This is a genomic window from Bradyrhizobium betae, assembly GCF_004123905.1.
GTDB classification, from domain to species: Bacteria; Pseudomonadota; Alphaproteobacteria; order Rhizobiales; family Xanthobacteraceae; genus Bradyrhizobium; species Bradyrhizobium betae_A.
The window spans coordinates 45,085-69,508 of record NZ_MZXW01000055.1; the positions used below are offsets into that span (position 1 = coordinate 45,085).

22 protein-coding genes are annotated in these 24,424 nt (G+C 64.9%); 13 read left to right on the plus strand and 9 right to left on the minus strand.

The window, feature by feature from the left end; all coding sequences use genetic code 11:
- The first annotated feature begins 133 nt into the window (after positions 1 to 133).
- The 4 genes from B5V03_RS39515 to B5V03_RS39530 all read left to right on the plus strand — a co-directional run bounded on the left by B5V03_RS39515 (position 134) and on the right by B5V03_RS39530 (position 5,403).
- Entirely contained in the window at positions 134 to 3,313 is a 3,180-nt protein-coding gene (locus tag B5V03_RS39515) for an FG-GAP-like repeat-containing protein (protein ID WP_129275814.1), read from the plus strand.
- A 104-nt stretch (positions 3,314 to 3,417) separates the two neighbouring features.
- Positions 3,418 to 4,131 carry an MgtC/SapB family protein gene (locus B5V03_RS39520; protein ID WP_129275815.1) on the plus strand — a complete coding sequence of 238 codons (714 nt, stop codon included), beginning with the start codon at positions 3,418 to 3,420 and terminating at the stop codon, positions 4,129 to 4,131.
- 104 nt (positions 4,132 to 4,235) lie between these two features.
- Positions 4,236 to 4,568: a hypothetical protein gene (locus tag B5V03_RS41950; RefSeq protein WP_164988638.1), complete on the plus strand. Its 333-nt coding sequence runs from the start codon at positions 4,236 to 4,238 to the stop codon at positions 4,566 to 4,568.
- A 94-nt stretch (positions 4,569 to 4,662) separates the two neighbouring features.
- The gene (locus B5V03_RS39530; RefSeq protein ID WP_164988609.1) at positions 4,663 to 5,403 is read left to right on the plus strand and encodes an acetoacetate decarboxylase; all 741 of its coding nucleotides are present in this window, start codon (positions 4,663 to 4,665) and stop codon (positions 5,401 to 5,403) included.
- A gap of 63 nt (positions 5,404 to 5,466) precedes the next feature.
- Here B5V03_RS39530 and B5V03_RS39535 read toward each other — a convergent pair whose 3' ends face one another.
- The 5 genes from B5V03_RS39535 to B5V03_RS39560 all read right to left on the minus strand — a co-directional run bounded on the left by B5V03_RS39535 (position 5,467) and on the right by B5V03_RS39560 (position 10,291).
- Positions 5,467 to 6,909 (minus strand): homospermidine synthase, encoded by a 1,443-nt coding sequence (locus B5V03_RS39535; protein WP_129275818.1) that lies wholly within the window; start codon positions 6,907 to 6,909, stop codon positions 5,467 to 5,469.
- Between the two features lie 65 nt (positions 6,910 to 6,974).
- Positions 6,975 to 7,364: a RidA family protein gene (locus tag B5V03_RS39540; protein ID WP_129275819.1), complete on the minus strand. Its 390-nt coding sequence runs from the start codon at positions 7,362 to 7,364 to the stop codon at positions 6,975 to 6,977.
- A gap of 149 nt (positions 7,365 to 7,513) precedes the next feature.
- A complete protein-coding gene (locus tag B5V03_RS39545; protein ID WP_129275820.1) occupies positions 7,514 to 8,101 on the minus strand; it encodes a GNAT family N-acetyltransferase in 588 nt (195 codons plus the stop codon).
- 134 nt (positions 8,102 to 8,235) lie between these two features.
- The gene (locus tag B5V03_RS39550; RefSeq protein ID WP_129275821.1) at positions 8,236 to 9,378 is read right to left on the minus strand and encodes a type III PLP-dependent enzyme; all 1,143 of its coding nucleotides are present in this window, start codon (positions 9,376 to 9,378) and stop codon (positions 8,236 to 8,238) included.
- A gap of 661 nt (positions 9,379 to 10,039) precedes the next feature.
- Positions 10,040 to 10,291 (minus strand): hypothetical protein, encoded by a 252-nt coding sequence (locus tag B5V03_RS39560; protein ID WP_129275822.1) that lies wholly within the window; start codon positions 10,289 to 10,291, stop codon positions 10,040 to 10,042.
- 150 nt (positions 10,292 to 10,441) lie between these two features.
- On the opposite strand from B5V03_RS39560, the gene B5V03_RS39565 reads away from it, so the two are divergent.
- Genes B5V03_RS39565 through B5V03_RS39575 form a run of 3 tightly spaced genes read left to right on the plus strand, consistent with a single transcriptional unit; the run spans position 10,442 to position 14,264 of the window.
- A complete protein-coding gene (locus tag B5V03_RS39565) occupies positions 10,442 to 12,523 on the plus strand; it encodes a M3 family metallopeptidase (RefSeq protein ID WP_129275823.1) in 2,082 nt (693 codons plus the stop codon).
- Positions 12,523 to 13,161, plus strand: a complete 639-nt coding sequence (locus B5V03_RS39570; RefSeq protein WP_129275824.1) for a DUF1007 family protein — start codon at positions 12,523 to 12,525, stop codon at positions 13,159 to 13,161. The genes B5V03_RS39565 and B5V03_RS39570 overlap by 1 nt, the downstream gene beginning before the upstream one ends.
- Positions 13,158 to 14,264: a nickel/cobalt transporter gene (locus tag B5V03_RS39575; RefSeq protein ID WP_206736248.1), complete on the plus strand. Its 1,107-nt coding sequence runs from the start codon at positions 13,158 to 13,160 to the stop codon at positions 14,262 to 14,264. Before B5V03_RS39570 ends, B5V03_RS39575 begins: the two co-directional genes overlap by 4 nt.
- Before the next feature lie 154 nt (positions 14,265 to 14,418).
- Here the strand turns inward: B5V03_RS39575 and B5V03_RS39580 are convergent, their stop codons facing one another.
- Complete coding sequence (locus B5V03_RS39580; protein WP_129275826.1) at positions 14,419 to 14,817, minus strand: MAPEG family protein; 399 nt, start codon at positions 14,815 to 14,817, stop codon at positions 14,419 to 14,421.
- A gap of 81 nt (positions 14,818 to 14,898) precedes the next feature.
- On the opposite strand from B5V03_RS39580, the gene hemH reads away from it, so the two are divergent.
- From hemH to B5V03_RS39600, 4 genes are all read left to right on the plus strand, one after another.
- On the plus strand, positions 14,899 to 15,936 hold the full coding sequence (gene hemH, locus B5V03_RS39585) for a ferrochelatase (RefSeq protein WP_129275827.1): 1,038 nt from the start codon (positions 14,899 to 14,901) through the stop codon (positions 15,934 to 15,936).
- A 9-nt stretch (positions 15,937 to 15,945) separates the two neighbouring features.
- Positions 15,946 to 16,923 (plus strand): ABC transporter substrate-binding protein, encoded by a 978-nt coding sequence (locus B5V03_RS39590; RefSeq protein ID WP_129275828.1) that lies wholly within the window; start codon positions 15,946 to 15,948, stop codon positions 16,921 to 16,923.
- A gap of 230 nt (positions 16,924 to 17,153) precedes the next feature.
- Entirely contained in the window at positions 17,154 to 18,155 is a 1,002-nt protein-coding gene (locus B5V03_RS39595) for an SPFH domain-containing protein (RefSeq protein WP_129275829.1), read from the plus strand.
- A gap of 18 nt (positions 18,156 to 18,173) precedes the next feature.
- Positions 18,174 to 18,617, plus strand: a complete 444-nt coding sequence (locus tag B5V03_RS39600) for an NfeD family protein (RefSeq protein WP_129275830.1) — start codon at positions 18,174 to 18,176, stop codon at positions 18,615 to 18,617.
- Positions 18,618 to 18,677: 60 nt separating this feature from the next.
- Here the strand turns inward: B5V03_RS39600 and B5V03_RS39605 are convergent, their stop codons facing one another.
- Positions 18,678 to 19,010, minus strand: a complete 333-nt coding sequence (locus B5V03_RS39605; RefSeq protein ID WP_129275831.1) for a winged helix-turn-helix transcriptional regulator — start codon at positions 19,008 to 19,010, stop codon at positions 18,678 to 18,680.
- A gap of 72 nt (positions 19,011 to 19,082) precedes the next feature.
- Here B5V03_RS39605 and B5V03_RS39610 point away from each other — a divergent pair, with 72 nt between their 5' ends.
- Entirely contained in the window at positions 19,083 to 19,640 is a 558-nt protein-coding gene (locus B5V03_RS39610; protein ID WP_129275832.1) for a carboxymuconolactone decarboxylase family protein, read from the plus strand.
- A 107-nt stretch (positions 19,641 to 19,747) separates the two neighbouring features.
- On the opposite strand, the gene B5V03_RS39615 is transcribed toward B5V03_RS39610, so the two are convergent.
- Complete coding sequence (locus B5V03_RS39615) at positions 19,748 to 20,755, minus strand: KpsF/GutQ family sugar-phosphate isomerase (protein ID WP_164988610.1); 1,008 nt, start codon at positions 20,753 to 20,755, stop codon at positions 19,748 to 19,750.
- A 185-nt stretch (positions 20,756 to 20,940) separates the two neighbouring features.
- Between B5V03_RS39615 and B5V03_RS39620 the strand changes: the two genes are divergently transcribed.
- Positions 20,941 to 22,683 carry an outer membrane beta-barrel protein gene (locus B5V03_RS39620; protein ID WP_129275834.1) on the plus strand — a complete coding sequence of 581 codons (1,743 nt, stop codon included), beginning with the start codon at positions 20,941 to 20,943 and terminating at the stop codon, positions 22,681 to 22,683.
- 217 nt (positions 22,684 to 22,900) lie between these two features.
- Here B5V03_RS39620 and B5V03_RS39625 read toward each other — a convergent pair whose 3' ends face one another.
- The gene (locus tag B5V03_RS39625) at positions 22,901 to 24,352 is read right to left on the minus strand and encodes a glutamate synthase subunit beta (RefSeq protein WP_129275835.1); all 1,452 of its coding nucleotides are present in this window, start codon (positions 24,350 to 24,352) and stop codon (positions 22,901 to 22,903) included.
- Positions 24,353 to 24,424 lie beyond the last annotated feature (72 nt).

A 24,424-nucleotide genomic window follows, 5' to 3' on the forward strand; every position in this document is an offset into this window, starting at 1 on the left:
TCGCAGATGCAGAGTGCGCGACGTGCAATTTCGAATTGCCGTCGCGCGATCGATTGCGCCTGGCACCGGTTTGTCCGGAGCCTGCGTGCAATTCGAGGCCTCGCATCAACGCGCGCCACCGCAGGGAATTCCGATGCCAACCATTTCCAATCTTCCGACCATCACCAGCATCACGGCCACCGATCCGACCCAGACCGATGCCGGCACGGTGCACTACACCGTGACCTTCTCGAAGCCCGTTCTCGGCGTCGCGGCCGACCAGTTCAGCCTCGCATTGACCGGCGGCATCGGCGGCGCAGGCATCACCGATGTGTCCCCGGTCGCCGGCAGCAACGGCGCGAGCTATACCGTCACGGTCAACACCGGCTCTGGCTCCGGCTCGGTGGCGCTCCAGTTCACCGGGACCAACGTCCGGGATTCCAGCGGCTATTATGTCGGACCGTTCCAATCCGAAACGGCGCTGATCACCAACCCTCCGACGTCCATCGCGGTCGGCGACGTCAATGGAGACGGAAAGCTGGACATTGTGACGGGAGGAACCTTTGCCTTCAGCATAGGCTACCTTGAGGTGGCGCTGAATGACGGGACCGGTCACTTCTCTTCTGTTTCCAGTGAACGAACGGGAGACGTATTCGCGCTGGTAACGCTTGCCGATCTGAATGGCGACGGCAAGCTGGACCTCGCGCAGGTCACCAGCGCCGGTCTGAAGGTTCGCTTCGGAAATGGTGACGGCACATTCGGGGCCGCGACGAGCTATGCCGCCGGCGGAGCCTATCAAACACCCAAGGTGATCGACGTGACCGGCGATGGTGTGTCCGACATCGTGATCGGCAGCACGGTCCTGCCCGGCAACGGCAACGGTACGTTTGGGACCGCCATCACCACGAGCCTCGGCGCGAGCTCCATCGCCTATGGCGATTTCAATGGCGACGGCAAGCTCGACCTGGTGACGAGGAACTCGTCTTCGGCAATAGCGCTGAGCTTCGGCAACGGTGACGGCACATTCCAGGCTCCGTCCTCCCAGGTCGGGACGGCGACCACCGTTGTCACCGGCGATTTCAATGGTGACGGCAAGCTCGACATGGCAGCCGTGAGCGGGACCGGGATCTCGATCCTGCTCGGCAACGGCGACGGCACTTTCAGCTCGTCCGGGACTCTTCAGGCGGGGGCCACGATTGGCAGCGGCGCGGTCGCAGACGTCACTGGTGACGGCAAGGCCGATCTCATGGTCGTCACCACCAACAATACGCTCGTCACCTTCTATGGTCACGGCGACGGCACGTTCGGGCCAGCAAGGGTCTCACCGCTCGACAAGACCGCCGGGCAGATCGGGGTCGGCGACCTCAATGGCGATGGCAAGGCCGACATTCTGGTCGGATATCAATTCGGCTCGGGATTCAACCAGTCTACGGGCACCGATATCCTGCTCAGCGGCTCATCCAACGAGTCGGGACCGGCCTACACGATCGTGCGGACGTCCCCGGCGCTGGCCATCACCGACGCGGACGTGACGCCTGGCACTGACGGCAAGAACTACATCAATGCGGCGCATTTCAACGGCGGTGCAACGACGCTGACCGGTGCTGGCAATGCCGGCGACATCATCTCGGTCTCCGATGCCGTAACCCACGCGATCGTCGGGACGGCCACGGTTGGCCGGGACGGCACATGGCGCCTCGGCGTGTCCGGCCTGCACGACGGCACCTACAGCTATGTCGCCTCCACGACCGACACGCAGGGCAACGGCACCTTCGGCCCGGCATTCACGTTCACGGTCGATACGACGGCTCCCGTCCTCGCGATCACGAGCGTCGTCAATTCGGATGCAACATCCAACCTTGTCAACATCCGCGGCACGCTTGATCTCGCCGACGCGCCGGCCACTCTGACCGTGTCCTACGGCGGGACGAATTACACCGTCACCAGCACCGACGGCGCCTGGCACCTGGACAACCTCTCTCCGGTGATCGGTATCTCCTACGTAACGGCCCAGCTGCGTGACGCCGCCGGCAATCTCGGCGTGTCGCAGGCCATTCCGCTGGTCCGCAGCTCCAATCTCCCCGGAGGCACCTCGCTTACGAACGCGTACGTGATGTCGGGTTCGACCCTTGTCATGCCCGGCCCCGGCGCACTCCCCGGGACGTCCACGGTGGGGACGACTATCCTTCGTGGCGCGTCAGTGGTGAACTATGGCGTGTCGACCGGGGCGGTGATTGAAAATGGCGGGACGGAGACCGTCGCATTTGGCGGCCGATCCTTCACCGCGACCATCTTGGCTGGAGGCAGCCAGGGCATCGTCTCCGGTACGGCGACCGACGCCGTCCTGTTTGGCTATCAGCAGATCACCAACAGCGGCAACGCGGTTCACACCGAAATCAAGGCGGGGGGACAGCAAATTGTCGACAAGGCCGGCACCAGCCGCAACACCCTGATCGATGCCTTCGGTGTGCAGTTCGTCGCTGCCGGTGCGAACGATTTCAACGCGACGAATGCCGGCACGCAGTGGCTGAGCGGAACGTCCGCCGGCATGGTCATCGTGAGCGGCGGCGTTCAGAACGACTTCGGCACGGCCATCGGCGTCACCGTCGCCTCCGGCGGCAAACAGCAGGTCTATGGCGGCGGCAGCGCCGACACCACGACGGTTGTCGCGGGCGGCTTCCAGGGTGTCGCCAACGCAACCGTCACCAATACCGTGCTGAGCGGGGACCAGCAGGTGCAAGCCGACGGCCACGCCACCGGCACCACCATCAACGCCGGTGGGCGGCAATATGTCGGCTCGGGCGGACAAACCGCCAATACGGTGATCACAACCGGCGGCCTCCAGTACGTGGACGCCGGCGCTGCCGACAGCAACGCGACCATCAATGGCGGCTTCCAGTTCGTGGCGGGTGCTGCGAGCGGTGCCTCCGTCAGCGGTGGCGGCGAGCAGGACGTCGGCTCCGGCGGCACGGCCACGAACACGCACGTGGATGGTGGCAGCGAGCATGTCTATGCCGGTGGCCTGCTTCAGAACGTTGATTTCGGCGGCAGCAACGGCGCAATGCTGTGGCTGGACGCGCCGGCGGGCCTCGCCGGTTCGATCGCCAATTTCGGCGCCGATGACTACATCGACTTCCGCAACACCGTGGTCAGCAGCGTCGCTGTCGACGGCTCGAACAACCTCACGGTCACGACCGACGGCGGCCAGAGCTATTCCTGGGCGCTGCTGGCGCAGTATTCGGCCTCGTCCTTCGTGCTGTCGGCAGATGGCAACGGCGGAACGCTGCTCAGCTACCAGCCGCCGCAGCAGGCGCAGCTTGCGGCCGCCCACTGACGCGAAACGATCGGACGGGCATCGGCTTCCACAGCGCCGATGCCCGTCCAAATTGACCTCGTCGGCGCTCTCGCATAGATCGTTGCCAACCCGTGCGAGGGACCATGCGGTTTTTGACGACCTTCCAGCTTGCCGACTTCGCCGACACGCTGGTCAGCCTGACCACGGCCTTCGTGCTGGGCACACTGATCGGCGCCGAGCGGCAGTATCGCCAGCGCACCGCGGGCCTGCGCACCAACGTGCTGGTCGCGGTCGGCGCCGCCGCGTTCGTCGATCTGGCCATGCATCTGACCGGCTCGGACGGCGCGGTGCGGGTGATCTCTTACGTCGTCTCCGGCATCGGCTTCCTCGGCGCCGGCGTCATCATGAAGCAGGGCATGGACGTGCGCGGGCTCAATACCGCGGCGACGCTGTGGGCCTCGGCCGCGGTCGGCTCCTGTGCCGGTGCCGACATGGTTGCGCAGGCCGCCGCGCTGACCGTGTTCGTCATCGCCGGCAACACCATGCTGCGCCCCCTGGTCAATGCCATCAACCGCATCCCGCTGAATGAGAAGACCTCGGAGGCGACCTATTACTTCAAGCTGGCCGTCGCGCCGGATGCATTGCCTGACATGCGCGACCGGCTCGTCGAGAAGCTCGAGGCCGCGAAATATCCGGTGGCCGATATCGACGTGGCCGAGATCGGGGACGACGTTCTGGAGATCGTCGCCAAGCTGGTCGCGACCGCGATCGACCCGAACGAGCTGAACGTGGTGGCGACCGATCTCCAGCATTTGCCGGGCGTGCGCCACGCGACGTGGGAAGTCAGCACCACGTAATAGCGCGGCGTTTTGGCGCTCAAGCGACAGGTTCCCGCCTTGCGGGCAGCGGAACCGTCGTGGGGCAAGATCGTTGGTCCCGCGGACAAAAGGCGGTGATCGACATGCCCGGCAATGATGGTAAACGCAGACTGAAACGCGACCTGATGATCGCCTGCTCGCTGTTCGCAGCAGGCGTCGTGGTGTCAGGCCTGTCACTCGCGCAGATCCGGGCCGAGAGCCGGATGCAGACGGCGCAGGCGACGCAACCGCTTCAGGGCACGCCATCCGACGATCAGAACAAGACGCCCGCGGAAGCCAAGCCCGGCGGCGACCGGCCGACGACGCCGGCCCCCGAGCCCGCGCGCCCCGATCCACAGACGCAGGGTGCGGCGACCAAGCCGGCACTGCCGGCGGCGCCCGCGGAGAAGATCGCGCCGCCGATCCGGGAGAAGTAGCCCGACGGCCAGAGTATTGTGACGCGCATTTGATCTCGCCTCGGCAAACGGCCCGTTCCATAATCCGTCGCGCCAACGACAGATGGGGCCTCCCATGAAGATCGAAGACGTCCGCCGCACCGCTTATTCGATGCCGCTCACCAACCCGTCATTCCCGCCGGGGCCATATCGCTTCTTCGACCGCGAATATTTCATCATCACCTACAGGACCGATCCCGAAGCCCTCGCCGCGATCGTGCCCGAGCCGCTTGAGGTGGCGGAGCCGCTGGTGAAATACGAATTCATTCGCATGCCCGACTCGACCGGCTTCGGCGACTACACCGAAACCGGGCAGGTGATCCCGGTCCGCTTCAAGGGCGAGTTGGGCGCCTACACCCACGCGATGTATCTCGACGATGAGGGGCCAATCGCCGGCGGCCGCGAGCTGTGGGGTTTTCCGAAGAAGCTGGCGAAGCCGAAGATCGAGGTCGAGAGCGACGTGCTCGTCGGCTCGCTGCACTACGGCTCGGTGCTGTGCGCGTCTGCGACCATGGGCTACAAGCACCGCCCGCTCGATCACGAGACCGTGCTGAACTCGATGAAGGCGCCGAACTTCATCCTGAAGATCATTCCGCATGTGGACGGCAGCCCGCGGATCTGCGAGCTGGTACGGTTTCATCTCGAGAACATCACGCTGAAGGAAGCCTGGACCGGTCCCGCCGCGCTCGGCCTGTTTCCCCATGCGCTCTGCGATGTTGCCCGCCTGCCAGTGCGCGAAGTCGTCTCCGCGCTGCACTTCAAGGCGGATTTGACGCTGGGGCTCGGCAGCGTGGCATTCGACTACATGGCGAAGTAGGTCGCGAACAAAAAATGCCCGGCGCGAGGCCGGGCATCATGATCGATCAGGCGTGGTGCCCGATCAGCGCACCAGGACGTTCCGGAACTGCCAGGGATCGCTGGTGTCGATGTCTTCCGGAAACAGTCCGGGACGATCCGTCAGCGGCGTCCAGTCGGTGTAGAAACCCTTGACCGGGCCGAGATACGGCAGCTGGATTTCCAGCAGACGATCGAAATCCATCTCGTCGGCTTCGACGATGCCTTCGTTCGGGTTTTCCAGCGCCCACACCATGCCGCCGAGCACCGCGGAGGTCACCTGCAGGCCGGTGGCGTTCTGATAGGGCGCGAGCGCTCGGGTCTCTTCGATGGAGAGCTGCGAGCCGTACCAGTAGGCATTGTTGTCATGGCCGAACAGCAGCACGCCGAGCTCGTCGATGCCGTCGACGATCTCGTTCTCGTCGAGGATGTGGTGCTTCTCCTGCATCTTGGCGGCGCGGCCGAACATTTCGTGCAGCGACAGCACGGCATCGTCGGCCGGATGATACGCATAGTGGCAGGTCGGCCGGTAGACCGCCTTGCCCGATGCGTCACGCACCGTGAAATAATCGGAGATCGAGATCGACTCGTTGTGGGTGACGAGGAAGCCGTATTGCGCGCCGCGGGTCGGGCACCAGGTGCGCACGCGCGTGTTGGCGCCGGGCTGCATCAGATAGATGGCAGCACCGCAGCCGGCCTCGTGGGTCTTCGCATTCTCGGGCATCCATTTCTCATGGGTGCCCCAGCCGAGTTCGGACGGCTGCACGCCTTCCGACAGGAAACCTTCTACCGACCAGGTGTTGACGAACACGTCAGGCTCTTTCGGCGTCTTGGAGCGCTGGGTGTCGCGTTCGGCGATGTGGATGCCCTTGATGCCGGCCTGCCGCATCAGGTCCGCCCATTCGGCCTTGGTCTTCGGCTTGGGGGCATTGAGCTTCAGATCGGCGGCGACATTGAGCAGCGCCTGCTTGACGAAAAACGAGACCATGCCGGGATTGGCGCCACAGCACGAGACGGCCGTCGTCGAGCCCGGGGGGCGCGCCTTCTTGGCGGCCAGCGTCACTTCGCGCAGCGCGTAATTGGAGCGCGCTTCCGGGCCCTTCGTGGCATCGAAATAGAAGCCGAGCCACGGCTCGTTGACGGTGTCGATATAGAGCGCGCCGAGCTCGTTGCAGAGCTCCATGATGTCGGTGGAGCCGGTGTCGACCGAGAGATTGACGCAAAAGCCCTGGCCGCCGCCTTCGGTGAGCAGCGGGGTCAGCAATTCGCGGTAATTGTCTTTGGTCACGGCCTTCTGGATGAAGCGCACATTCTGCTTCTCGCAATGCGCCTTGCGGCCTTCGTCCTTGGGGTCGATCACGGTGACGCGCGACTTGTCGTAGTCGAGATGCCGCTCGATCATCGGCAGCGTGCCTTTGCCGATGGAGCCGAAGCCGACCATGACGATGGGACCGGTGATCTTCGCATAGATCTGCGGGGTGGGGCTCATGGATGGTTTCTCCGGAACGTGCTGGCGGACAAAGGATGGGGGTGGATCAGGCGCTGCGGCGCTTGTCAGATGCTGCGGCGCTTGGCGGTGACTTCGATCTCGACCTTCATCTCGGGCTTGGCGAGGGCGCTGACAACCAGCAACGTCGCCGCCGGCCTGATGTCACCGAGCACCTCGCCGCAGACGGCGAAGTGGGCATCGATGAAGCTGGCGTCGGTGACGTAATAGGTCGCACGGACGATATCGGCCATCTCGAATCCGCCCTCCTTCAGGGCGGCTTCGATGGTCTTGAAGCAGTTGCGTGACTGGCTCGTGACATCAGAAGGCATCGTCATCGTCGTGTAATCATAGCCAGTGGTTCCCGCGACGAAGGCGAAATCGCCGTCGATCACGGCGCGGCTGTAGCCGACGGTCTTCTCGAGGGGAGAACCGGTGGAGATCAGGCGACGGGACATGGGTTCGGCCTCGACTGAAAAGGGGAAATTTCGTGGGGTTAAAGGGCGTTTCCGGGGCTCGCGCAACCCCAAACGAACAGAGGCTGGCGCAGGCGCGGCCGGACGTTGCCGCTTAACGCGGCTTGGGTCGTCACCTCGATGACGATCCCTTAGGCCGCTTGCGCGTGGAGGCCGCGAACCGACCTCCGTTTGGGCAAGGCCGCTCCGGTCGGAACGATCATCCCCTCGGCGCCATCGAGCGCGCCGTCGGTGAATTCGACCGCCAGCAGGCGGTCGCGCTCGAACGGGCCGGGCAGCGACAGCGCGCCGGTCTTCTCGCCGGTGAAGCCGAAGCGGGCGTAATAGGGGGCATCGCCGAGCAGGATCACGGCTTGATGCCCGCGCGCCCGGGCGGCGGCCAGCGCTTGTTGCATCAGCGCGGCGCCGATCCCGAGCTCGCGGCAGGCAGGGTCCACCGCCAGTGGTCCGAGGACCAGAGCGGGCCTGCCTCCGGCGCTGACGTGCCACAGCCGCACGGTTCCCACGAGCGTCCCCTCGCGCACGGCAGCCAGCGCGAGGCCGGCGGCAGGTGCGCGTCCGTCGCGCAGGCGCTGGCAGGTGCGGTCATGGCGGGTCTCGCCAAAGCTCGCATCCAGCAGCGCTTCACGCGTCGCGACGTCGGCAGCACGTTCCGCACGGATCGCGAACGGAGCGGCTTTCGAAGTGAGGGCGACTTGTGGCTTCCGAAAAGTGGTCATGGCGCGTCAGTCCCCGCTTGAACGGACGTGCGAGGAGCACGCCGGTCCAAGGCGTCGTCAGAAATCGAAATGTCAGGGAAGGAGCCGGCAAGCCGGCTCCCGGGTTCGTCAGGCCTCTGAAAAAGCGAGGCGGCTTAGATGTGGTAGGTCTTCAGCGGCGGGATGCCGTTGAATGCCACCGCCGAGTAGGTCGACGTATAGGCCCCGGTGCCTTCGATCAGCAGCTTGTCGCCGATCTCGAGCGTGACGGGAAGCGGATACGGGCTCTTCTCGTACAGCACGTCGGCGCTGTCGCAGGTCGGGCCCGCGAGCACGCATGGCGTCATGTCCGCGCCGTCATGCGGGGTGCGGATGGCGTAGCGGATCGACTCGTCCATCGTCTCGGCGAGACCGCCGAACTTGCCGATGTCGAGATAGACCCAGCGCACCTCGTCCTCGTCGCTCTTCTTCGAGATGAGCACGACCTCGGATTCGATGATGCCGGCATTGCCCACCATGCCGCGGCCCGGCTCGATGATGGTCTCCGGAATCTGGTTGCCGAAGTGCTTGCGCAGCGCGCGGAAGATCGAGCGTCCGTAGGTGACGACTGGCGGCACGTCCTTCAGGTACTTGGTCGGGAAGCCGCCGCCCATGTTGACCATGGTCAGGTTGATGCCGCGCTCGGCGCAGTCACGGAATACCTGCGAGGCCATCGCCAGCGCGCGGTCCCACGCCTTCACCTTGCGCTGCTGCGAGCCGACATGGAAGGAGATGCCGCACGGCTCCAGGCCCAGGCGCTTGGCGACGTCGAGCACCTCGACGGCCATCTCCGGGTCGCAGCCGAACTTGCGCGACAGCGGCCACTCGGCGCCGGCGCAGTCATAGAGGATGCGGCAGAACACCTTCGCGCCGGGAGCGGCACGGGCGATCTTCTCGACCTCGGCGGTGCAGTCGACCGCGAACAGCCGGATGCCGAGCGCGAAGGCGCGCGCGATGTCGCGCTCCTTCTTGATCGTGTTGCCGAAGGAGATGCGGTCGGGCGTCGCGCCCGCGGCCAGCGCCATCTCGATCTCGGCGACCGTCGCGGTGTCGAAGCAGGAGCCCATGGACGCGAGCAGCGACAGCACTTCCGGCGCCGGGTTCGCCTTGACGGCGTAGAACACGCGGCTGTCGGGCAGCGCCTTGGCGAAGGTCTGGTAATTGTCGCGCACGACTTCGAGGTCGACGACGAGGCACGGCTCGGTGTCGAGGCCCTCGCTGCGGCGGTTGCGCAGGAATTCCTGGATACGATCGGTCATAGCACTCTCCCAAACGGCCCAGCGACGGGGATCCGTTCAAAAAAATAGTGTCGGATATGAGCGCTCCGGCCAGATCGCGCGATGGAGGCGCGACAAAGCCACGAGACTCAAACCAGACTGTGCTGCCGTGGATTGGTTGGGAATTTCCCGCCCGCACACCTGGCAATGAAGGACAAGCCTTTTCAGTAGCCCGCGCCGGCGTTGGAATGCCGGTAGAGACCAAAAAAGCCCGATCCGTCGTTGCTTTAAGTCGCGTCCCCCGTTGAGAGCGGGGTGCGCCGGTTCGCCTCCGGCTGCCAGTCACGGTTGCAAAAAGTGAAGTCACCTTCGACAAGGCATCTCTTTGAGAGAGATGCTGGACGCTCCGGGTTTGCTTGGGTCTCGCGACCTTCGCACTTCCGAAGAGCCCCTCGGCTTCTTCACCCCTTGGCGGCTGTCCGGCCTCTTGTCCGGATACCTACCGACTGACACACGACCACAGGCACGTGCGAAATTGGGCAAGAGCGCACATAAGGCTTTTGACTCTGCTTCGCAAGAATTTTTTTAGGCTGCGGACAGAATTGCCTAACATCTGCTTGCGCAGTGTTGCGCGAGCGACGCGGAAGATGAACGTGCGTTAAGTTTTCTGTGACGCGCGCGTGTCTCTGACGCGCGAGAAGCGTCAACGGCGCTTGAAGAACGGCTCGACGCGCTGAGCTGCGCGGATGAAGGCGGTCATCACCAGTACGCCGAGCGCGAACAGCACGGCCTGGAGGATGTGTGCGCCCTGGTCGCCGAGCCCCAACAGGATTGCGAGCGCCCAGCCGCCGGCAAACGCCGCGCCGAACACTTCGGCACCGATCAGGATGGCGGCGCTGATGACGGTGATGACGCTCGGCCAGACGATCTGACGGGAGGAGGAAGGCGCGTTCATGAGTTCAGGGGTCCCAAGGCTTCGAGGCCAGGCTTCGAGGGCCGCAATCTCCCCGAAAAGGCGGCCGGGAGCAAGGGCAAATGGCCCAAAAAAGCCCCATCGCGTGCTATAGCTGGCCCCAACAAATCAGGCTCAAAAACGAGACCAGCGATGTCAGATCCCCGCCAAACTACGGACTCCGAGACCAATCCGCTGCTGAAGGCCTGGGTGACGCCGTTCGCGACCCCGCCCTTCGACGAGATCAAGCCGGAGCACTTCCTCCCGGCCTTCGAGCAGGCCTTCGCGGATCACTCGGCGGAGATCGCCGCGATCACCAACGATCCCGCGGCGGCCGACTTCGCCAACACCATCACGGCGCTGGAGCGCTCGGGCAAGCTGCTGAGCAAGGTCGCCTCGGTCTTCTACGACCTCGTCTCGGCGCATTCCAACCCGGCCATCCTGGAGATCGACAAGGAGGTCTCGCTTCGGATGGCGCGGCACTGGAATCCGATCATGATGAACGCCGTGCTGTTTGGCCGCATCGCCCAGCTGCACGAGAATCGCGCCAATCTCAGTCTCGATCCGGAACAGCTGCGCCTCCTGGAACGCACCTACACCCGCTTCCACCGCGCCGGTGCCGGCCTGTCCGACGAGGCCAAGACGCGCATGGCCGAGATCAACGAAAAGCTTGCCCAGCTTGGCACGAGCTTCAGCCACCATCTGCTCGGCGACGAGCAGGAGTGGTTCATGGAACTGGGGGAGGCCGACCGCCAGGGCCTGCCCGAAAGCTTCGTCGCCGCCGCCAAGGCTGCGGCAGACGAGCGCGGCATGGCAGGCAAGGCCATCGTGACGCTCTCGCGCTCCTCGACCGAGCCGTTCCTGAAGAGCTCGGCCCGGCGCGACCTGCGCGAGAAGGTCTACAAGGCCTTTACGGCGCGCGGCGATAACGGCAATGCCAACGACAACAACGGAACCATCGTCGAGATCCTGAAGCTGCGTGAGGAGAGCGCGAAGCTGCTGGGCTATCCGACCTTCGCCGCCTACCGGCTCGAGGATTCCATGGCCAAGACCCCGGATGCGGTGCGCGGCCTGCTCGAGCGGGTCTGGAAGCCGGCGCGGGCACGGGCGCTCGCCGACCGCGACGAGATGCAGGCGCTGATCACGACCGAGGGCGGCAATTTCAAGCTCGCGCCCTGGGACTGGCGCTTCTACGCCGAAAAGCTCCGGCTTCAGCGCGCCAATTTCGACGACGCCGCGATCAAGCCGTACCTGACGCTCGACCACATGATCGCCGCCGCCTTCGACTGCGCCACGCGCCTGTTCGGCATCACCTTCGCCGAGCGCAAGGACGTCCCGGCCTGGCACCCGGACGTGCGGGTCTGGGAGGTGAAGGGTCCGGATGGCAAGCACAAGGCGCTGTTCTACGGCGACTACTATGCCCGGCCGTCGAAGCGCTCCGGCGCCTGGATGACCTCGCTGCGCGACCAGCAGAAGCTCGACGGCGAGATCGCGCCGCTCATCATCAACGTCTGCAACTTCGCCAAGGGTGCCAATGGCGAGCCCTCACTGCTGTCGCCCGACGATGCCCGCACGCTATTCCATGAGTTCGGCCATGGCCTGCACGGCATGCTCTCCAACGTGACCTATCCGTCGCTGTCGGGCACCTCCGTGTTCACCGACTTCGTCGAGCTGCCGTCGCAGCTCTACGAGCACTGGCAGGAGCGGCCCGAGGTGCTCCAGCAGTTCGCAAAACACTACCAGACCGGCGAGCCGCTGCCGGACGATCTGCTCCAGCGCTTCCTCGCCGCGCGAAAATTCAACCAGGGCTTTGCCACGGTCGAGTTCGTCTCCTCGGCACTGGTCGACCTCGAATTCCACACCCAGCCGGCCTCGGCTGCGCAGGATGTCCGCGCCTTCGAGAAGAAGGAGCTGGAGAAGATCGGCATGCCCGAGGAGATCTCGCTGCGCCACCGGCCCACGCAATTCGGTCACATCTTCTCCGGTGACCACTATGCCGCCGGCTATTACAGCTACATGTGGTCTGAGGTGATGGACGCCGACGCCTTCGGCGCGTTCGAGGAAGCCGGCAACATATTCGACCCCGCCGTCGCAAAACGCCTGCACGACGACATCTACTCCTCAGGCGGATCGGTCGATCCAGAAGCCGCCTACGAAGCCTTCCGCGGCCGCCCGCCGGAGCCCGATGCGCTGCTGCGTCGTCGTGGCCTGCTCGACGGCGCCAAGGCGGCCTGATGGGCATGCGCGCCCTGTTCGGCCTGCTGCTCGCCGCTGGTCTTGTGTTCGCGGCGGGCGCTGCGCGCGCGCATCCGCATGTCTGGATTACCGCGACCAGCGAGCTGGTTTACGCTGCCGACGGCAGCATCACCGGCGTGCGACACGCCTGGACGTTTGACGACATGTTCTCTGCCTATGCGGTGCAGGGGCTCGAGAGCAAGACCAAGGGCGCCTATACGCGCGAGGAACTGGGGCCGCTGGCGCAGACCAATGTCGAGTCGCTGAAGGAATATGCCTACTTCACCTTCGCGCGAGCCGACGGCAAGAAGGAGCGTTTTAACGAGCCGGTCGACTACTTCCTCGATTACAAGGATACGGTGCTGACCCTGCACTTCACCTTGCCGCTGAAGAACGCGGTCAAGCCCAAACAGCTGGTGCTCGAAGTGTTCGACCGCTCCTTCTTCATCGACTTCCAGATGGCCAAGGACAATCCGGTCAAGCTGATCGGTGCGCCCGCCGGCTGCCAGATGAAGCTCGACCGCCCCAGCGACGGCACGGCGACCGCGCAGAAGCTCAACGAGCAGACCTTCATGGATGGCCCGAACGCCAACTTTGGCATGATGTTCGCCAACAAGATCACGGTGGATTGCCCTTGAAGCCGCAACTCTCCCCGCTCGCGCGTGGGCTCCTCACCTGTACGGCGGTTCTCCTCGTCGTGGGCGCGGCCGACGCCGCGCTCCATGATCTCCTCGCACAAAATCCCTTTGGCGCGCCGCGCCCGGCGCAAGCGGCGGAGCCCGAGGCCAGTGGCCTCATCGGCTGGCTGTTGGCAAAGCAGTCGGAATTCTATCGCCAGATGTCGTCGACCATCCGCGCCGCCAAGTCCGACGGCTCGGCGGTGTGGACGCTGCTCTTCATTTCGTTTGCCTACGGCATCTTCCACGCCGCCGGTCCCGGCCACGGCAAGGCGGTGATCGCCTCTTATCTCGTCGCCAACCGCGAGACGGCCCGGCGCGGCATCGCGCTGTCGTTCGCCTCGGCGCTGATGCAGTCGCTGGTGGCGATCCTGATCGTCGGAGTCTCGGCCTGGGTGCTGAACGCGACCGCCAAGACCATGTGCAAGGCGGAAGGCGCGATCGAGATCGCGAGCTACGCCCTGATCGCGCTGTTCGGCCTGCGGCTGGTCTGGGTCAAGGGCCGCACGTTCATCCGCGCGCTCCAGGCGGTTCAGCCGGTGCCGGCGATCGCTGGCGTGCCGCATGACCATGATCACGGCCATCACCATCATCATGATGCGCACGATCATCACGACCACGATCATGGTCATGGTCATGCCCACGCCCATCACGCGCACGACCACGTCCACGACGAGCATTGCGGCCACTCCCACGGCCCGACGCCGAACGAGCTCGCCGGCCCTGGCGGCTGGCGGCGCGGGTTTGCCGCGATCCTGACCGTAGGCATCCGTCCCTGCTCGGGCGCGATCCTGGTGCTGGTGTTCGCGCTGGCGCAAGGCCTGTTCTGGGCCGGCATCGCCGCGACCTTCCTGATGGGCCTCGGCACTGCAATCACCGTCGCGGCCATCGCGGTCGTCGCCGTCTCCGCCAAGGACATCGCCGCCCGCCTCAGCGCCGGGCGCGACGGCGGCGGCGCGCTGTTCATGCGCGGCATCGAATTCGGCGCCGCCGCCCTCGTGCTGCTGTTCGGCGCGGGCCTGTTGTTCGGCTACATCGCGGCTGAGCGGACGACGTGTTTCTAGGGAAAACTCTCGTGCCCCGGACGCAGCGCAGCGTCTCTTCGACGATGCGCTGCAGAGCCGGAGCCCATCTCTTTGTAGGGGATCGCGTCACCTTCTGGGTCCCGGCTCTGCGGAGCAGCGCAAGAGCGCTGCACCGCGTCCCGGGACACGGGACTCACACCGGCAAAAACCGCTTCAACATCGGCATGAAGAAGATCCCGAGATTGATCGCGAAGCCGATGCTGAAGAGGATCGAGCGCAGCGTCGGGCGGTTGCCGAGATAGGTCAGCACGTAGGCGATCCGCACGATCAGGAACAGCACGGCGAGCTCGTCGATCAGCCGCTGCGGCGCCTCCCGGAATTCGGCGAGCAGCACCGCGAAGGCGAAGAACGGGAAGGTCTCGATGCCGTTCTGGTGGGCACCCAGCGCGCGCTGCGCCAGCGCGTCCTCGTAGAAAGCCGGATCGCGCGGGCGTGAATTGTCGAACCCGCGAAACCTGATCCATTTGATCGCGACGATCGTAGACAAGTAAAGCAGCAGCGTTCCAAGAACGCACCATTCCGCGAGTGTCATCAGCCCCTCCCGCTTGGGTGCGACCCTAGCGATTCCGGCCTCATCTTGACAAGTTCGGACCAACGCGCGACCCACAGAGCCATGACAAACGTCGTCCCCATCGAGACTGCGAAGCCGGCCGTTCAGTCCGCCCCGAAGCGCGTCGGCGTGCTTCTGGTCAATCTCGGCACGCCCGATACGGCCGATGCGCCGGGCGTGCGGGTCTATCTCAAGGAGTTCCTGTCCGACGCCCGCGTCATCGAGGACCAGGGCCTGATCTGGCAACTGGTGCTGAACGGCATCATCCTGCGCAGCCGTCCCCGCACCAAGGCGCTCGACTACCAGAAGATCTGGAACACCGAGCGGAACGAGTCGCCGCTGAAGACCATCACGCGCTCGCAGAGCGACAAGCTTGCGGCCGCGCTGTCGGACCGCGATCACGTCGTCGTGGACTGGGCGATGCGCTACGGCAATCCCTCGATCAAGGCGGGCATCGACGCGCTGATCGCCAGGGGATGCGACCGCATCCTCGCTGTGCCCCTGTATCCGCAATATTCCGCTCCGACCTCGGCGACCGTCTGCGACGAAGTGTTCCGCGTGCTCGCCCGCCTGCGTAACCAGCCGACGCTGCGGGTGACGCCACCTTATTACGAGGACGAAGCCTATATCGAGGCGCTCGCGACCTCGATCGAGACGCATCTGGCGACGCTGTCGTTCACGCCGGAGCTGATCGTCGCCTCGTTCCACGGCATGCCGAAATCCTATGTCGACAAGGGCGATCCCTATCAGGAGCAGTGTGTCGCCACGACCGAGGCGCTGCGCCGCCGGCTCGGCATGGACGACACAAAGCTGCTGCTGACCTTCCAGTCCCGCTTCGGCAATGACGAGTGGCTCCAGCCTTACACCGACAAGACTATGGAGCGCCTCGCCAAGGAAGGCGTGCGTCGCATCGCGGTGGTGACGCCGGGCTTCTCCGCCGACTGTCTGGAGACGCTGGAGGAGATCGCGCAGGAGAATGCCGAGATCTTCAAGCACAATGGCGGCGAGGAGTTTTCCGCGATCCCGTGTCTGAACGACAGCGATCCCGGCATGGATGTGATCCGCACGCTGGTGCTGCGCGAGCTCCAGGGCTGGATCTGAGGAGCCCCCATGAACCGGCGCGAGATCCTGGCGCTTCTTGGGATGACCGCCGCGCTGCCGGCTTCGGTGGTGGCGCAGCAGCCGAATACAACGCGTCGGCTCGGCGTGCTCTCGGTCACCGCCGCCGATGATGCGATCGGGCAGGTTCGCAGCACGATCCTGGTCGAAGCGCTTGCCACCCACGGCTGGAAGGAGCACGGCAATCTCAAGGTCGACTGGCGCAGCGGTGCCGGCGACCGCGCGCGCATCGCGCGGCTCGCCGATGAGTTGATCGCACTCAAGCCCGATATCCTGCTTGCGGTCGGCACCCCCTCGGTGGAAGAGCTGCGCCAGCGCACCACGACGATCCCGATCGTGTTCGCCGTCGTCACCGATCCCGTCAGCCAGGGTTTTGTCAAAAACCTCGCGCATCCCGGCGGCAATATCACCGGCTTCACCGATTATGACGGCCCGCTTGCCGGCAAATGGCTGGAGATGCTGACGCAGGTCACGCCGAAAGTGTCCCGCGTTGTCGTCGTCTACAATCCCGCCACCGCGCCGTTCGCGCCCCTGATGCTGCGCACGGTCGAGGACGCCGCACGGACGCTTCATGTGACGGTCGAGGCTGCGCCGGTCCATGACGCCGCCTCGATTGCCGCGCTGGCGTCGCGGAAAGATTGCGGCCTGCTGATCCTGCCGGACTTCTTCACCATGGCCAATCGCGCCCATCTCCTGGTGGCGATCAGCGAGGCGCGCGTGCCGGCGGTGTTCTGGAGCCGCACCTTCGTCGACGAGGGCGGGCTGATGTCCTACAGCACAGACAGCGCCGAGCAGATCCGCCGCGCCGCCTCCTATATCGACCGTATCCTGAAGGGAGCGCAGCCGGCCGACCTGCCGGTCCAGAATCCCACCAAGTTTGAACTCGCGGTCAACCTGAAGACGGCGAGGGCGATCGGCGCCACGCTTTCCCCAAGCCTGCTCGCAATCGCGAACGACGTCATCGAATGACGTCGTTGGTGGCGGACGGCATGCCAGGATTCGTTAACTTTCGCGGCTAGGTCTGCGCCTGCGCGCTTTCAAGAGCCGTCCGCAAATACATATCGTGACCGTTCTCTCCCGCTGCGTCTTGTGCAGAATCTCGCCGATACCGACGTGAATTGCGACCGCTGAACCGGTAGGGTCTTGATCCCGACCAATGACAGCGTGGGAAAAGGGCCTTTTCCCGCCTTGGAGGAAATATGAGCGGTTTCGACATTTTCGCGATTGTCCTTGTCTTGCTCGTCATCGTCACGCTGGTCGCCGGCGTGAAGACGGTGCCGCAGGGCTATGACTGGACCATCGAACGTTTCGGCAAATACACTCAGACGCTGAGCCCCGGGCTCAATTTGATCATCCCCTACTTCGATCAGGTCGGGCGCAAGATCAACATGATGGAGCAGGTGATCAACATTCCCGAGCAGGAGGTGATCACCAAGGACAACGCCACCGTGACGGTGGACGGCGTCGCCTTCTTCCAGGTATTCGACGCCGCCAAGGCGAGCTACGAAGTCTCCAATCTGGAGCAGGCGATCATCGTGCTGACCATGACCAACATCCGTTCGGTGATGGGCTCGATGGATCTCGACCAGGTGCTGTCGCATCGCGACGAGATCAACGAGCGCCTGCTGCGCGTCGTCGATGCCGCGGTCTCGCCGTGGGGCCTCAAGGTCAACCGCATCGAGATCAAGGACATCGTGCCGCCCGCCGATCTCGTCGAAGCGATGGGCCGGCAGATGAAGGCCGAGCGCGTCAAGCGCGCCGATATTCTCGCGGCCGAAGGCCAGCGCCAGTCCGAGATCCTGCGCGCCGAGGGTGCCAAGCAGGGGCAGATCCTCCAGGCGGAAGGCCGCAAGGAAGCTGCGTTCCGCGACGCCGAGGCCCGCGAACGTTCCGCGGAGGCCGAGGCCAAGGCGACGCTCGTGGTATCGGAAGCCATCGCTAAGGGTGATGTTTCCGCGCTGAACTATTTCATCGCGGACAAGTATATCAAGGCGTTCGGGCAACTCGCCGACTCGCCGAACCAGAAGGTCATCATGCTTCCGGTCGAGGCGATGAGCATGCTGGGCTCGCTCGCCGGTATCGGCGAGATCGCCAAGGCGACATTCGGCGAAAGTGCTGCGTCGGCGGCGGCCGCCGCTCGACGCGGCTCGGTGCCGACGACTGGCAGCACGCCGCCGGCTGTGCCGCCGCGGCAGGGTTAGTTATAAAGAGGTCGTGTCATGACCGACATGTTGGTATCGCTCGGCACCTGGAATTGGCTGATCTTCGGCTTCATCCTGATGGCGCTGGAGGTGCTGGCGCCGGGCGTGTTTCTGTTCTGGCTCGGGTTAGCCGCACTTTTGGTCGGCCTGATCTCGTTCGGGCTTGTCGTGTCCTGGCAGATCCAGCTCGTGATGTTCGCGATCTTCGCCGCAGCCGCTGTGCCGGTGTGGCGCCGTCTCGCCCGGCCGAAGAGCGATGCCAGCGCCAGCCCGTTCCTCAACAAGCGGACCGAGGCGCTGTTAGGGCGCGAGTTCACGCTGGAGAAGCCCATCATCGACGGCAACGGCACCGTGCGCATCGGCGACACGGTCTGGCGCGTGGCCGGCCCCGATACGCCGGCGGGGACGCGGGTGAAGGTGGTGCAGGTGGATGGTGCGAATCTGACGGTTGCCGCGGCTTAATTGCCGTCATTGCTTCGCTTCGCTCGCAATGACGAGTTTGTTGGGTCGGCGTCGTTCCACTTAGGCACTGCGCTTGCTGCGCCACCTCTCCGCAAACCGGTGCAGCGGCATGAACGTCTCGCACAGCTCCCGCCCGAGCGGCGTCAATCCATAGCCTCCGCCGTCGCCCAGCTCCACGAACCCCGCCTCGCGCAGCTCCGTCAGCCGCGCTTGCAGCACCGTCGGCGAGGCCTCGTCGCAAGCCGTGCGCAATGCGCGGGAGGTGAGGGGGGCGTCACGCAATTCCCACAGAATCCGCAGGCTCCAGCGCCGGCCGAGCAAATCGAGCAGCGCCATGACCGGCCGTCCGGTGCGCGAACCGCGGACGCCCCCCGATGCTGCCTGCTTTGCCATCGTCGCCCTCTTGCGTTGCGCTACAGATAATGTAGCGTATTGCTACGATAAATGTAGCAATGGAGACGGCCCGTGTCCCAGGCCACACCGCGCATCGCCCCGCTCGATCAGCCTTATCCCCCGGAGATCCAGCAACAATTCGACCGCATCATGCGCGGCGCGCCGCCGCTGGTGCTGTTCCGGGTGATGGCAGGCCACGCGCGCGCCTGGGACAAGTTCCGCGCCGGCGGCCTGCTCGATCCCGGACCGCTGTCGCTGCGCCAGCGCGAGATCGTCATCGACCGCACCTGCGCGCTGAACAAATGCGAATATGAATGGGGCGTGCATGTCGCGATTTTTGCAGGGCCTGCGAATCTCACGGAGGAAGAGGTGCGTGCGACCGTGCAGGGCGATGCCGCATCATCTTGCTGGTCTCCGGCGGAGCAGGCGCTGATCGCGGCGGTCGACGCGCTGCACACCCGCGCGACGTTCAGCGAGGAGGAATTCGCCGCGCTGTCGGCGCATTACGACGAAGCGCAGATCCTGGAGATCATGCTGCTGTGCGGCTTCTATCGCACGGTGTCGTATCTGGCGAACGGGCTGCGGCTGCCGCTTGAGGAAAAGGCGGCGCGGTTTCCGGCGCAACTCTAACCACGCGTCATTGCGAGGAGCTCTTGCGACGAAGCAATCCAGACTGCCTCCAGGGCGACAGTCTGGATTGCTTCGCTGCGCTCGCAATGACGAGGAGAGCGCGTGCCTTACGCCACCCCCGCCCGCAGCAAATCGTGCAGGTGCACGATGCCCACCACCTTGTCCGCCTCGGTCACGACCAGCGTCGTGATCTTGCGTGTGTTCAGCACCTCGATCATCTCGGTGGCGAGCATCGAGGGCGGCACGGTCTTCGGCTGCTTCGTCATGATGTCGTCGACCGACACCGTCAGCAGATCGGGCCGCATGTGGCGGCGCAAATCGCCGTCGGTGATGATGCCTGCAACCCCGCCGGCGTCGTCGACGATGCAGACGCAGCCCAGCCCCTTCGCCGACATCTCCATCACCGCGTCGGACATTTTCGTGCCGAGCGGCTTGAGCGGGATATCTGCGCCGGTGCGCATGTAGTCGCGGACGAATTTCAGCATCGCGCCGAGCTTGCCGCCGGGATGGAAATGCGCGAACTCGAGCGCGGTGAAGCCGCGGCCTTCGAGTAGCGCGATCGCGATGGCATCGCCGATCGCGGCCTGCATCATGGTCGAGGTGGTCGGTGCCAGGTTGTGCGGGCAGGCCTCGCGCGCCTTGGGCAGCTCGATTACGATGTCGGCAGCTTGCCCCAGCGAGGACGAAGCGTTCGACGTCACCGCGATCATGGGAATTGCAAAGCGCGCCGAATAGTTCACCAGCGTCTTCATCTCCGGCTGCTCGCCGGACCAGGACAGCGCCATGATGACGTCGTCGGTGGTGATCATGCCGAGGTCGCCATGGGCGGCTTCCGCGGTGTGGACGAAGAAGGCGGGCGTGCCGGTCGAGGCCAAGGTCGCCGCGATCTTGCGTGCCATGTGGCCGGACTTGCCGAGCCCGGTGACGATGACGCGGCCTTTTGCCTGACGGATCAGGTCGACGGCTTTGGCGAAGGTATCGCCGAGCGGGCCACGCAGGGCGGCGGCGAGCGCGTTGATGCCGCCGCTCTCCGTCTCCAGCGTGCGGAGCGCGGATTCGACGCTGTCAGGAATGGGGCCGGATGATGCGGTCATCAGCGGTTTCGAGCTCGGCATGTCTAGGTCCAGGGAAGGGTAGGCCGTTGGCGCCTGCTTAGCACGCCCGCGCGGGCGAGGCGACGAGGCCGCAAATGCCCTCAACCGGTCATTAACCATAATTGTTTTAACTCCATTAACGATGGTTCCCGCCAGCCGACGGGGGCGATCGTGAAAGTGTTTGATTTCGTTGGAGTTATTACATCGTGGGGTCGTCTCCAGGCACGGGCCGGAGCAAACGCGCGCATTTCCTGCGCGCTGCTTTGCCATGTCTGGTGCTGACGGCCCTTGGAAGTGCCCCTGCGGCCGCCCAGAGCCTAACGCCCGACCTGTTCAATCCCAACCGCGGCGGCTTTGCCTCGCCCGAGACGCTGCCCACGCGCCGCACGGCGGGCGTGCCGCAGGCGCCCTTGGACGCGCTGCCGGCACTGCCCGATCCCAATGCCGATCCGCGCAAGAGCCGCGAGAGGCCGGCGACCTCGCGCGTCGGCCAGGTCCCGACTTACGGCCTGCCCGCCGCCAATGGCGCCAGCGGCTCCGGCTACGACTCGCTGAACCGCAAGCGGCAGCAGCCAAAGCTCTATCCCGGCCAGCCCAAGCCGAAGCGTCCGCTTGGCCCCGGCTCGCCCGTGCCTCCCGCAGCCCAGGACAGGACGCTGGGCCCGCCGCGCATCGCGCCGCCCCCATCCGAGACCGCGCACAAGACGCCGGTGCCGCCGGCGATGGCCGGCAATGTGCCCGGCCAGCCGCTGCGCCGCCGCCTCAAAGTCGATGACGATGCGTTCGGCGCGGTCGGCGACTACGCGGGCAGTTTCCTGATCAAGGGCGGGCTCGAGCTTTCCACCGGCTACGACACCAACCCGGCGCGTCTCAGCAAGCCGGTGGGATCGCCGGTCTATGTCGTTGCCCCCGACCTTCTCGTTCAGTCCGACTGGGAGCGCCACGCGCTGGTCGCCGATCTGCGCGGCTCGTTCTCGGGCTACACCAACAACATGCCGGCGACCATCGACGGTTTTGCTTCGCCGTCGCCTGTCGAGATCAACCGTCCTGACTTCACCGGCCATGTCGACGGCCGCGCCGACGTCGATCGCGATTTCAAGCTGACCTCGCAGCTGCGCCTGCGGCTCGCGACCGACAATCCCGGCAGCCCGAACGTGCAGGCCGGCCTGCAGAAATATCCTGTCTATGCCACCTATGGCGGCACCTTCGGCTTCGACCAGACCTTTAATCGTTTCCAGGTCGCCGCCGGCGCGACGGTGGATCGCACCGCCTACACGGATTCAAAGCTCACCGACGGCTCGACCTTCAGCAACGGCGACCGGGACTTCAACCAGTATGGCGGCGTCGGCCGCTTCTCCTATGAGCTGAAGCCCGGGCTAAAACCGTTCGTCGAGATCCAGGGCGATACCCGCGTCCACGACCAGGCCGCCGATCGCAACGGCTACTTCCGCGATTCAAACGGCGGCTACGCCAAAATCGGCTCGTCCTTCGAGTTCTCGCGCATCCTCACCGGCGAAGTCTCGGTCGGCTATTCCGCGCGGAGCTATACCGACCCGCGCCTCAGCCAGCTCTCGGGCTTCCTCACTGCGGGCTCGCTGATCTGGAACGCCAGCGGCCTGACCACGGTGAAATTCGCCACCGACACCCAGATCGCCGAGACCACCATCCCCGGCTCCTCCGGCGTGCTGGTGCACACCTACGGGGTCGAAGTCGACCACGACTTCCGCCGCTGGCTGACGGCCGTGGGCAAGTTCACTTACGGCACCTACGACTATCAGAACCAGGGCCGCAACGACAAAACCTACTCGCTCGAAGGCAATCTGATCTACAAGCTCAACCGCAACATCTGGATCAAGGGCACGCTGCGTCACGACATCCTGGATTCGAACCAGGCGGGGTCCAGCTCGCAGGGGACGGTGGTGATGCTGGGGGTGAGGTTGCAGAATTGAAGGGCGGCAGGACGCGTTTGGACGGGTGCGCTTGGTTAGCCGGCGCTCTCACCATTCACTCCGTCGTCATGCCCCGCGAAGGCGGGGCATCCAGTACGCCGCGGCTTCTCAGTAGACGACAGCGGTCTCTGGAATACTGGATCGCCCGCTCCAGTGCGCAAGTGCGCACAAGGCGGGCGATGACAGCCTCAGTTGTAATGGTCAGCTCGCGCCTCACTCAGCGCGGCAGATCCGTCTTCCCCATCAAAAACGTATCGATCGACCTTGCGCACAGCCGGCCCTCGCGGATCGCCCACACGACCAGCGACTGGCCGCGGCGCATGTCGCCAGCCGTGAACACGTTCGGGCGCGAGGTCTGGTAGTCCAGCGTGTTGGCCTTGACGTTGCCGCGCGGGTCGAGCTCGACCGAGAGCATCTTGAGCAGGCCTTCGTGCACGGGGTGCACGAAACCCATCGCGAGCAGGACGAGGTCGGCGTCGAGTTCGAACTCGGTGCCGGCAATCGGCTTGAATTTGTCGTCGACGCGGACGCAGTGCAGCTTCTTGACCTGGCCGTTCTCGCCGGTGAACTTTTGCGTCAGCACGGCGAATTCGCGGATCGCGCCTTCGGCCTGGCTCGACGATGTCCGCATCTTCAGCGGCCAGTTCGGCCAGGTGAGACCCTTGTTCTCGTGCTCGGGCGGAGCCGGCATGATCTCGAGCTGGGTCACCGACAGCGCGCCCTGGCGCAGCGAGGTGCCGATGCAGTCCGAACCGGTGTCGCCGCCGCCGATGACGACGACATGCTTGCCGCCGGCCAAAATCTCCTGGACGCCGCCCAGCGGCTCGCTGGAGACGCGGCGGTTCTGCTGCGGCAGGAAGTCCATGGCGTAGTGGATGCCTGAAAACTCGCGGCCGGGGATCGGCAGGTCGCGCGGGGCTTCCGCGCCGCCGGTGAGGGCGACGGCGTCGTACTCGTTGAGCATCTCGCGCGGATCGACATTGCCGTCGGCGCCGACATGGCTGTTGTAGTGGAAGGTGACGCCTTCGCCTTCCATCTGCGTGACGCGGCGGTCGATGATACCCTTTTCCATCTTGAAGTCGGGAATGCCATAACGAAGCAGGCCGCCGGCCTTGGCGTACTTCTCGAACAGATGCACGTCGTGGCCGGCACGCGCGAGCTGCTGCGCGCAGGCCATGCCGGCCGGACCCGAGCCGACCACTGCGACCTTCTTGCCGGTCTTGACGGAGGCGACTTCAGGCTTGAGCCAGCCATTGTCCCAAGCGCGGTCGACGATCGCGCATTCGATGGTCTTGATGGTGACAGGGTTGTCGTCGATGTTGAGCGTGCAGGACGCCTCGCACGGCGCCGGGCAGATGCGGCCGGTGAACTCCGGGAAATTGTTGGTCGAGTGCAAATTGCGCGAGGCTTCTTCCCAGTTGCCCTGATAGACGAGGTCGTTGAAATCGGGGATCTGGTTGTTGACCGGGCAGCCGGGCGTGCCCGGCGCGACCGAACCGGTGCCGTGGCAATAGGGAATGCCGCAATTCATGCAGCGCGCGGCCTGGTCGCGCGTTTCCTTCTCGGTCAAGGGAACGACGAACTCGCCAAAATGCTTCACGCGCTCGGCGACCGGGGTGTACTTGCGGTCATGCCGTTCGATTTCGAGAAAACCCGTGATCTTGCCCATTAAACCCGAAGTCCCTACCGCTTAAATTCGTTTTGTTTCTTCTCGTCGTCATTGCGAGGAGCGTGAGCTCCG

Bases quoted from the DNA above. Each gene is read 5' to 3' on its own strand.
- B5V03_RS39520 (WP_129275815.1), top strand. From the start codon at position 3,418: ATGCGGTTTTTGACGACCTTCCAGCTTGCCGACTTCGCCGACACGCTG.
- B5V03_RS39595 (WP_129275829.1), top strand. From the start codon at position 17,154: ATGAGCGGTTTCGACATTTTCGCGATTGTCCTTGTCTTGCTCGTCATC.
- B5V03_RS39600 (WP_129275830.1), top strand. From the start codon at position 18,174: ATGACCGACATGTTGGTATCGCTCGGCACCTGGAATTGGCTGATCTTC.
- B5V03_RS39545 (WP_129275820.1), bottom strand. From the start codon at position 8,101: ATGACCACTTTTCGGAAGCCACAAGTCGCCCTCACTTCGAAAGCCGCT.
- B5V03_RS39580 (WP_129275826.1), bottom strand. From the start codon at position 14,817: ATGACACTCGCGGAATGGTGCGTTCTTGGAACGCTGCTGCTTTACTTG.
- B5V03_RS39590 (WP_129275828.1), top strand. From the start codon at position 15,946: ATGAACCGGCGCGAGATCCTGGCGCTTCTTGGGATGACCGCCGCGCTG.
- B5V03_RS39560 (WP_129275822.1), bottom strand. From the start codon at position 10,291: ATGAACGCGCCTTCCTCCTCCCGTCAGATCGTCTGGCCGAGCGTCATC.
- B5V03_RS39515 (WP_129275814.1), top strand. From the start codon at position 134: ATGCCAACCATTTCCAATCTTCCGACCATCACCAGCATCACGGCCACC.
- B5V03_RS39565 (WP_129275823.1), top strand. From the start codon at position 10,442: ATGTCAGATCCCCGCCAAACTACGGACTCCGAGACCAATCCGCTGCTG.
- B5V03_RS39530 (WP_164988609.1), top strand. From the start codon at position 4,663: ATGAAGATCGAAGACGTCCGCCGCACCGCTTATTCGATGCCGCTCACC.
- B5V03_RS39570 (WP_129275824.1), top strand. From the start codon at position 12,523: ATGGGCATGCGCGCCCTGTTCGGCCTGCTGCTCGCCGCTGGTCTTGTG.
- B5V03_RS41950 (WP_164988638.1), top strand. From the start codon at position 4,236: ATGCCCGGCAATGATGGTAAACGCAGACTGAAACGCGACCTGATGATC.
- B5V03_RS39550 (WP_129275821.1), bottom strand. From the start codon at position 9,378: ATGACCGATCGTATCCAGGAATTCCTGCGCAACCGCCGCAGCGAGGGC.
- B5V03_RS39615 (WP_164988610.1), bottom strand. From the start codon at position 20,755: ATGCCGAGCTCGAAACCGCTGATGACCGCATCATCCGGCCCCATTCCT.
- hemH (WP_129275827.1), top strand. From the start codon at position 14,899: ATGACAAACGTCGTCCCCATCGAGACTGCGAAGCCGGCCGTTCAGTCC.
- B5V03_RS39540 (WP_129275819.1), bottom strand. From the start codon at position 7,364: ATGTCCCGTCGCCTGATCTCCACCGGTTCTCCCCTCGAGAAGACCGTC.
- B5V03_RS39625 (WP_129275835.1), bottom strand. From the start codon at position 24,352: ATGGGCAAGATCACGGGTTTTCTCGAAATCGAACGGCATGACCGCAAG.
- B5V03_RS39605 (WP_129275831.1), bottom strand. From the start codon at position 19,010: ATGGCAAAGCAGGCAGCATCGGGGGGCGTCCGCGGTTCGCGCACCGGA.
- B5V03_RS39535 (WP_129275818.1), bottom strand. From the start codon at position 6,909: ATGAGCCCCACCCCGCAGATCTATGCGAAGATCACCGGTCCCATCGTC.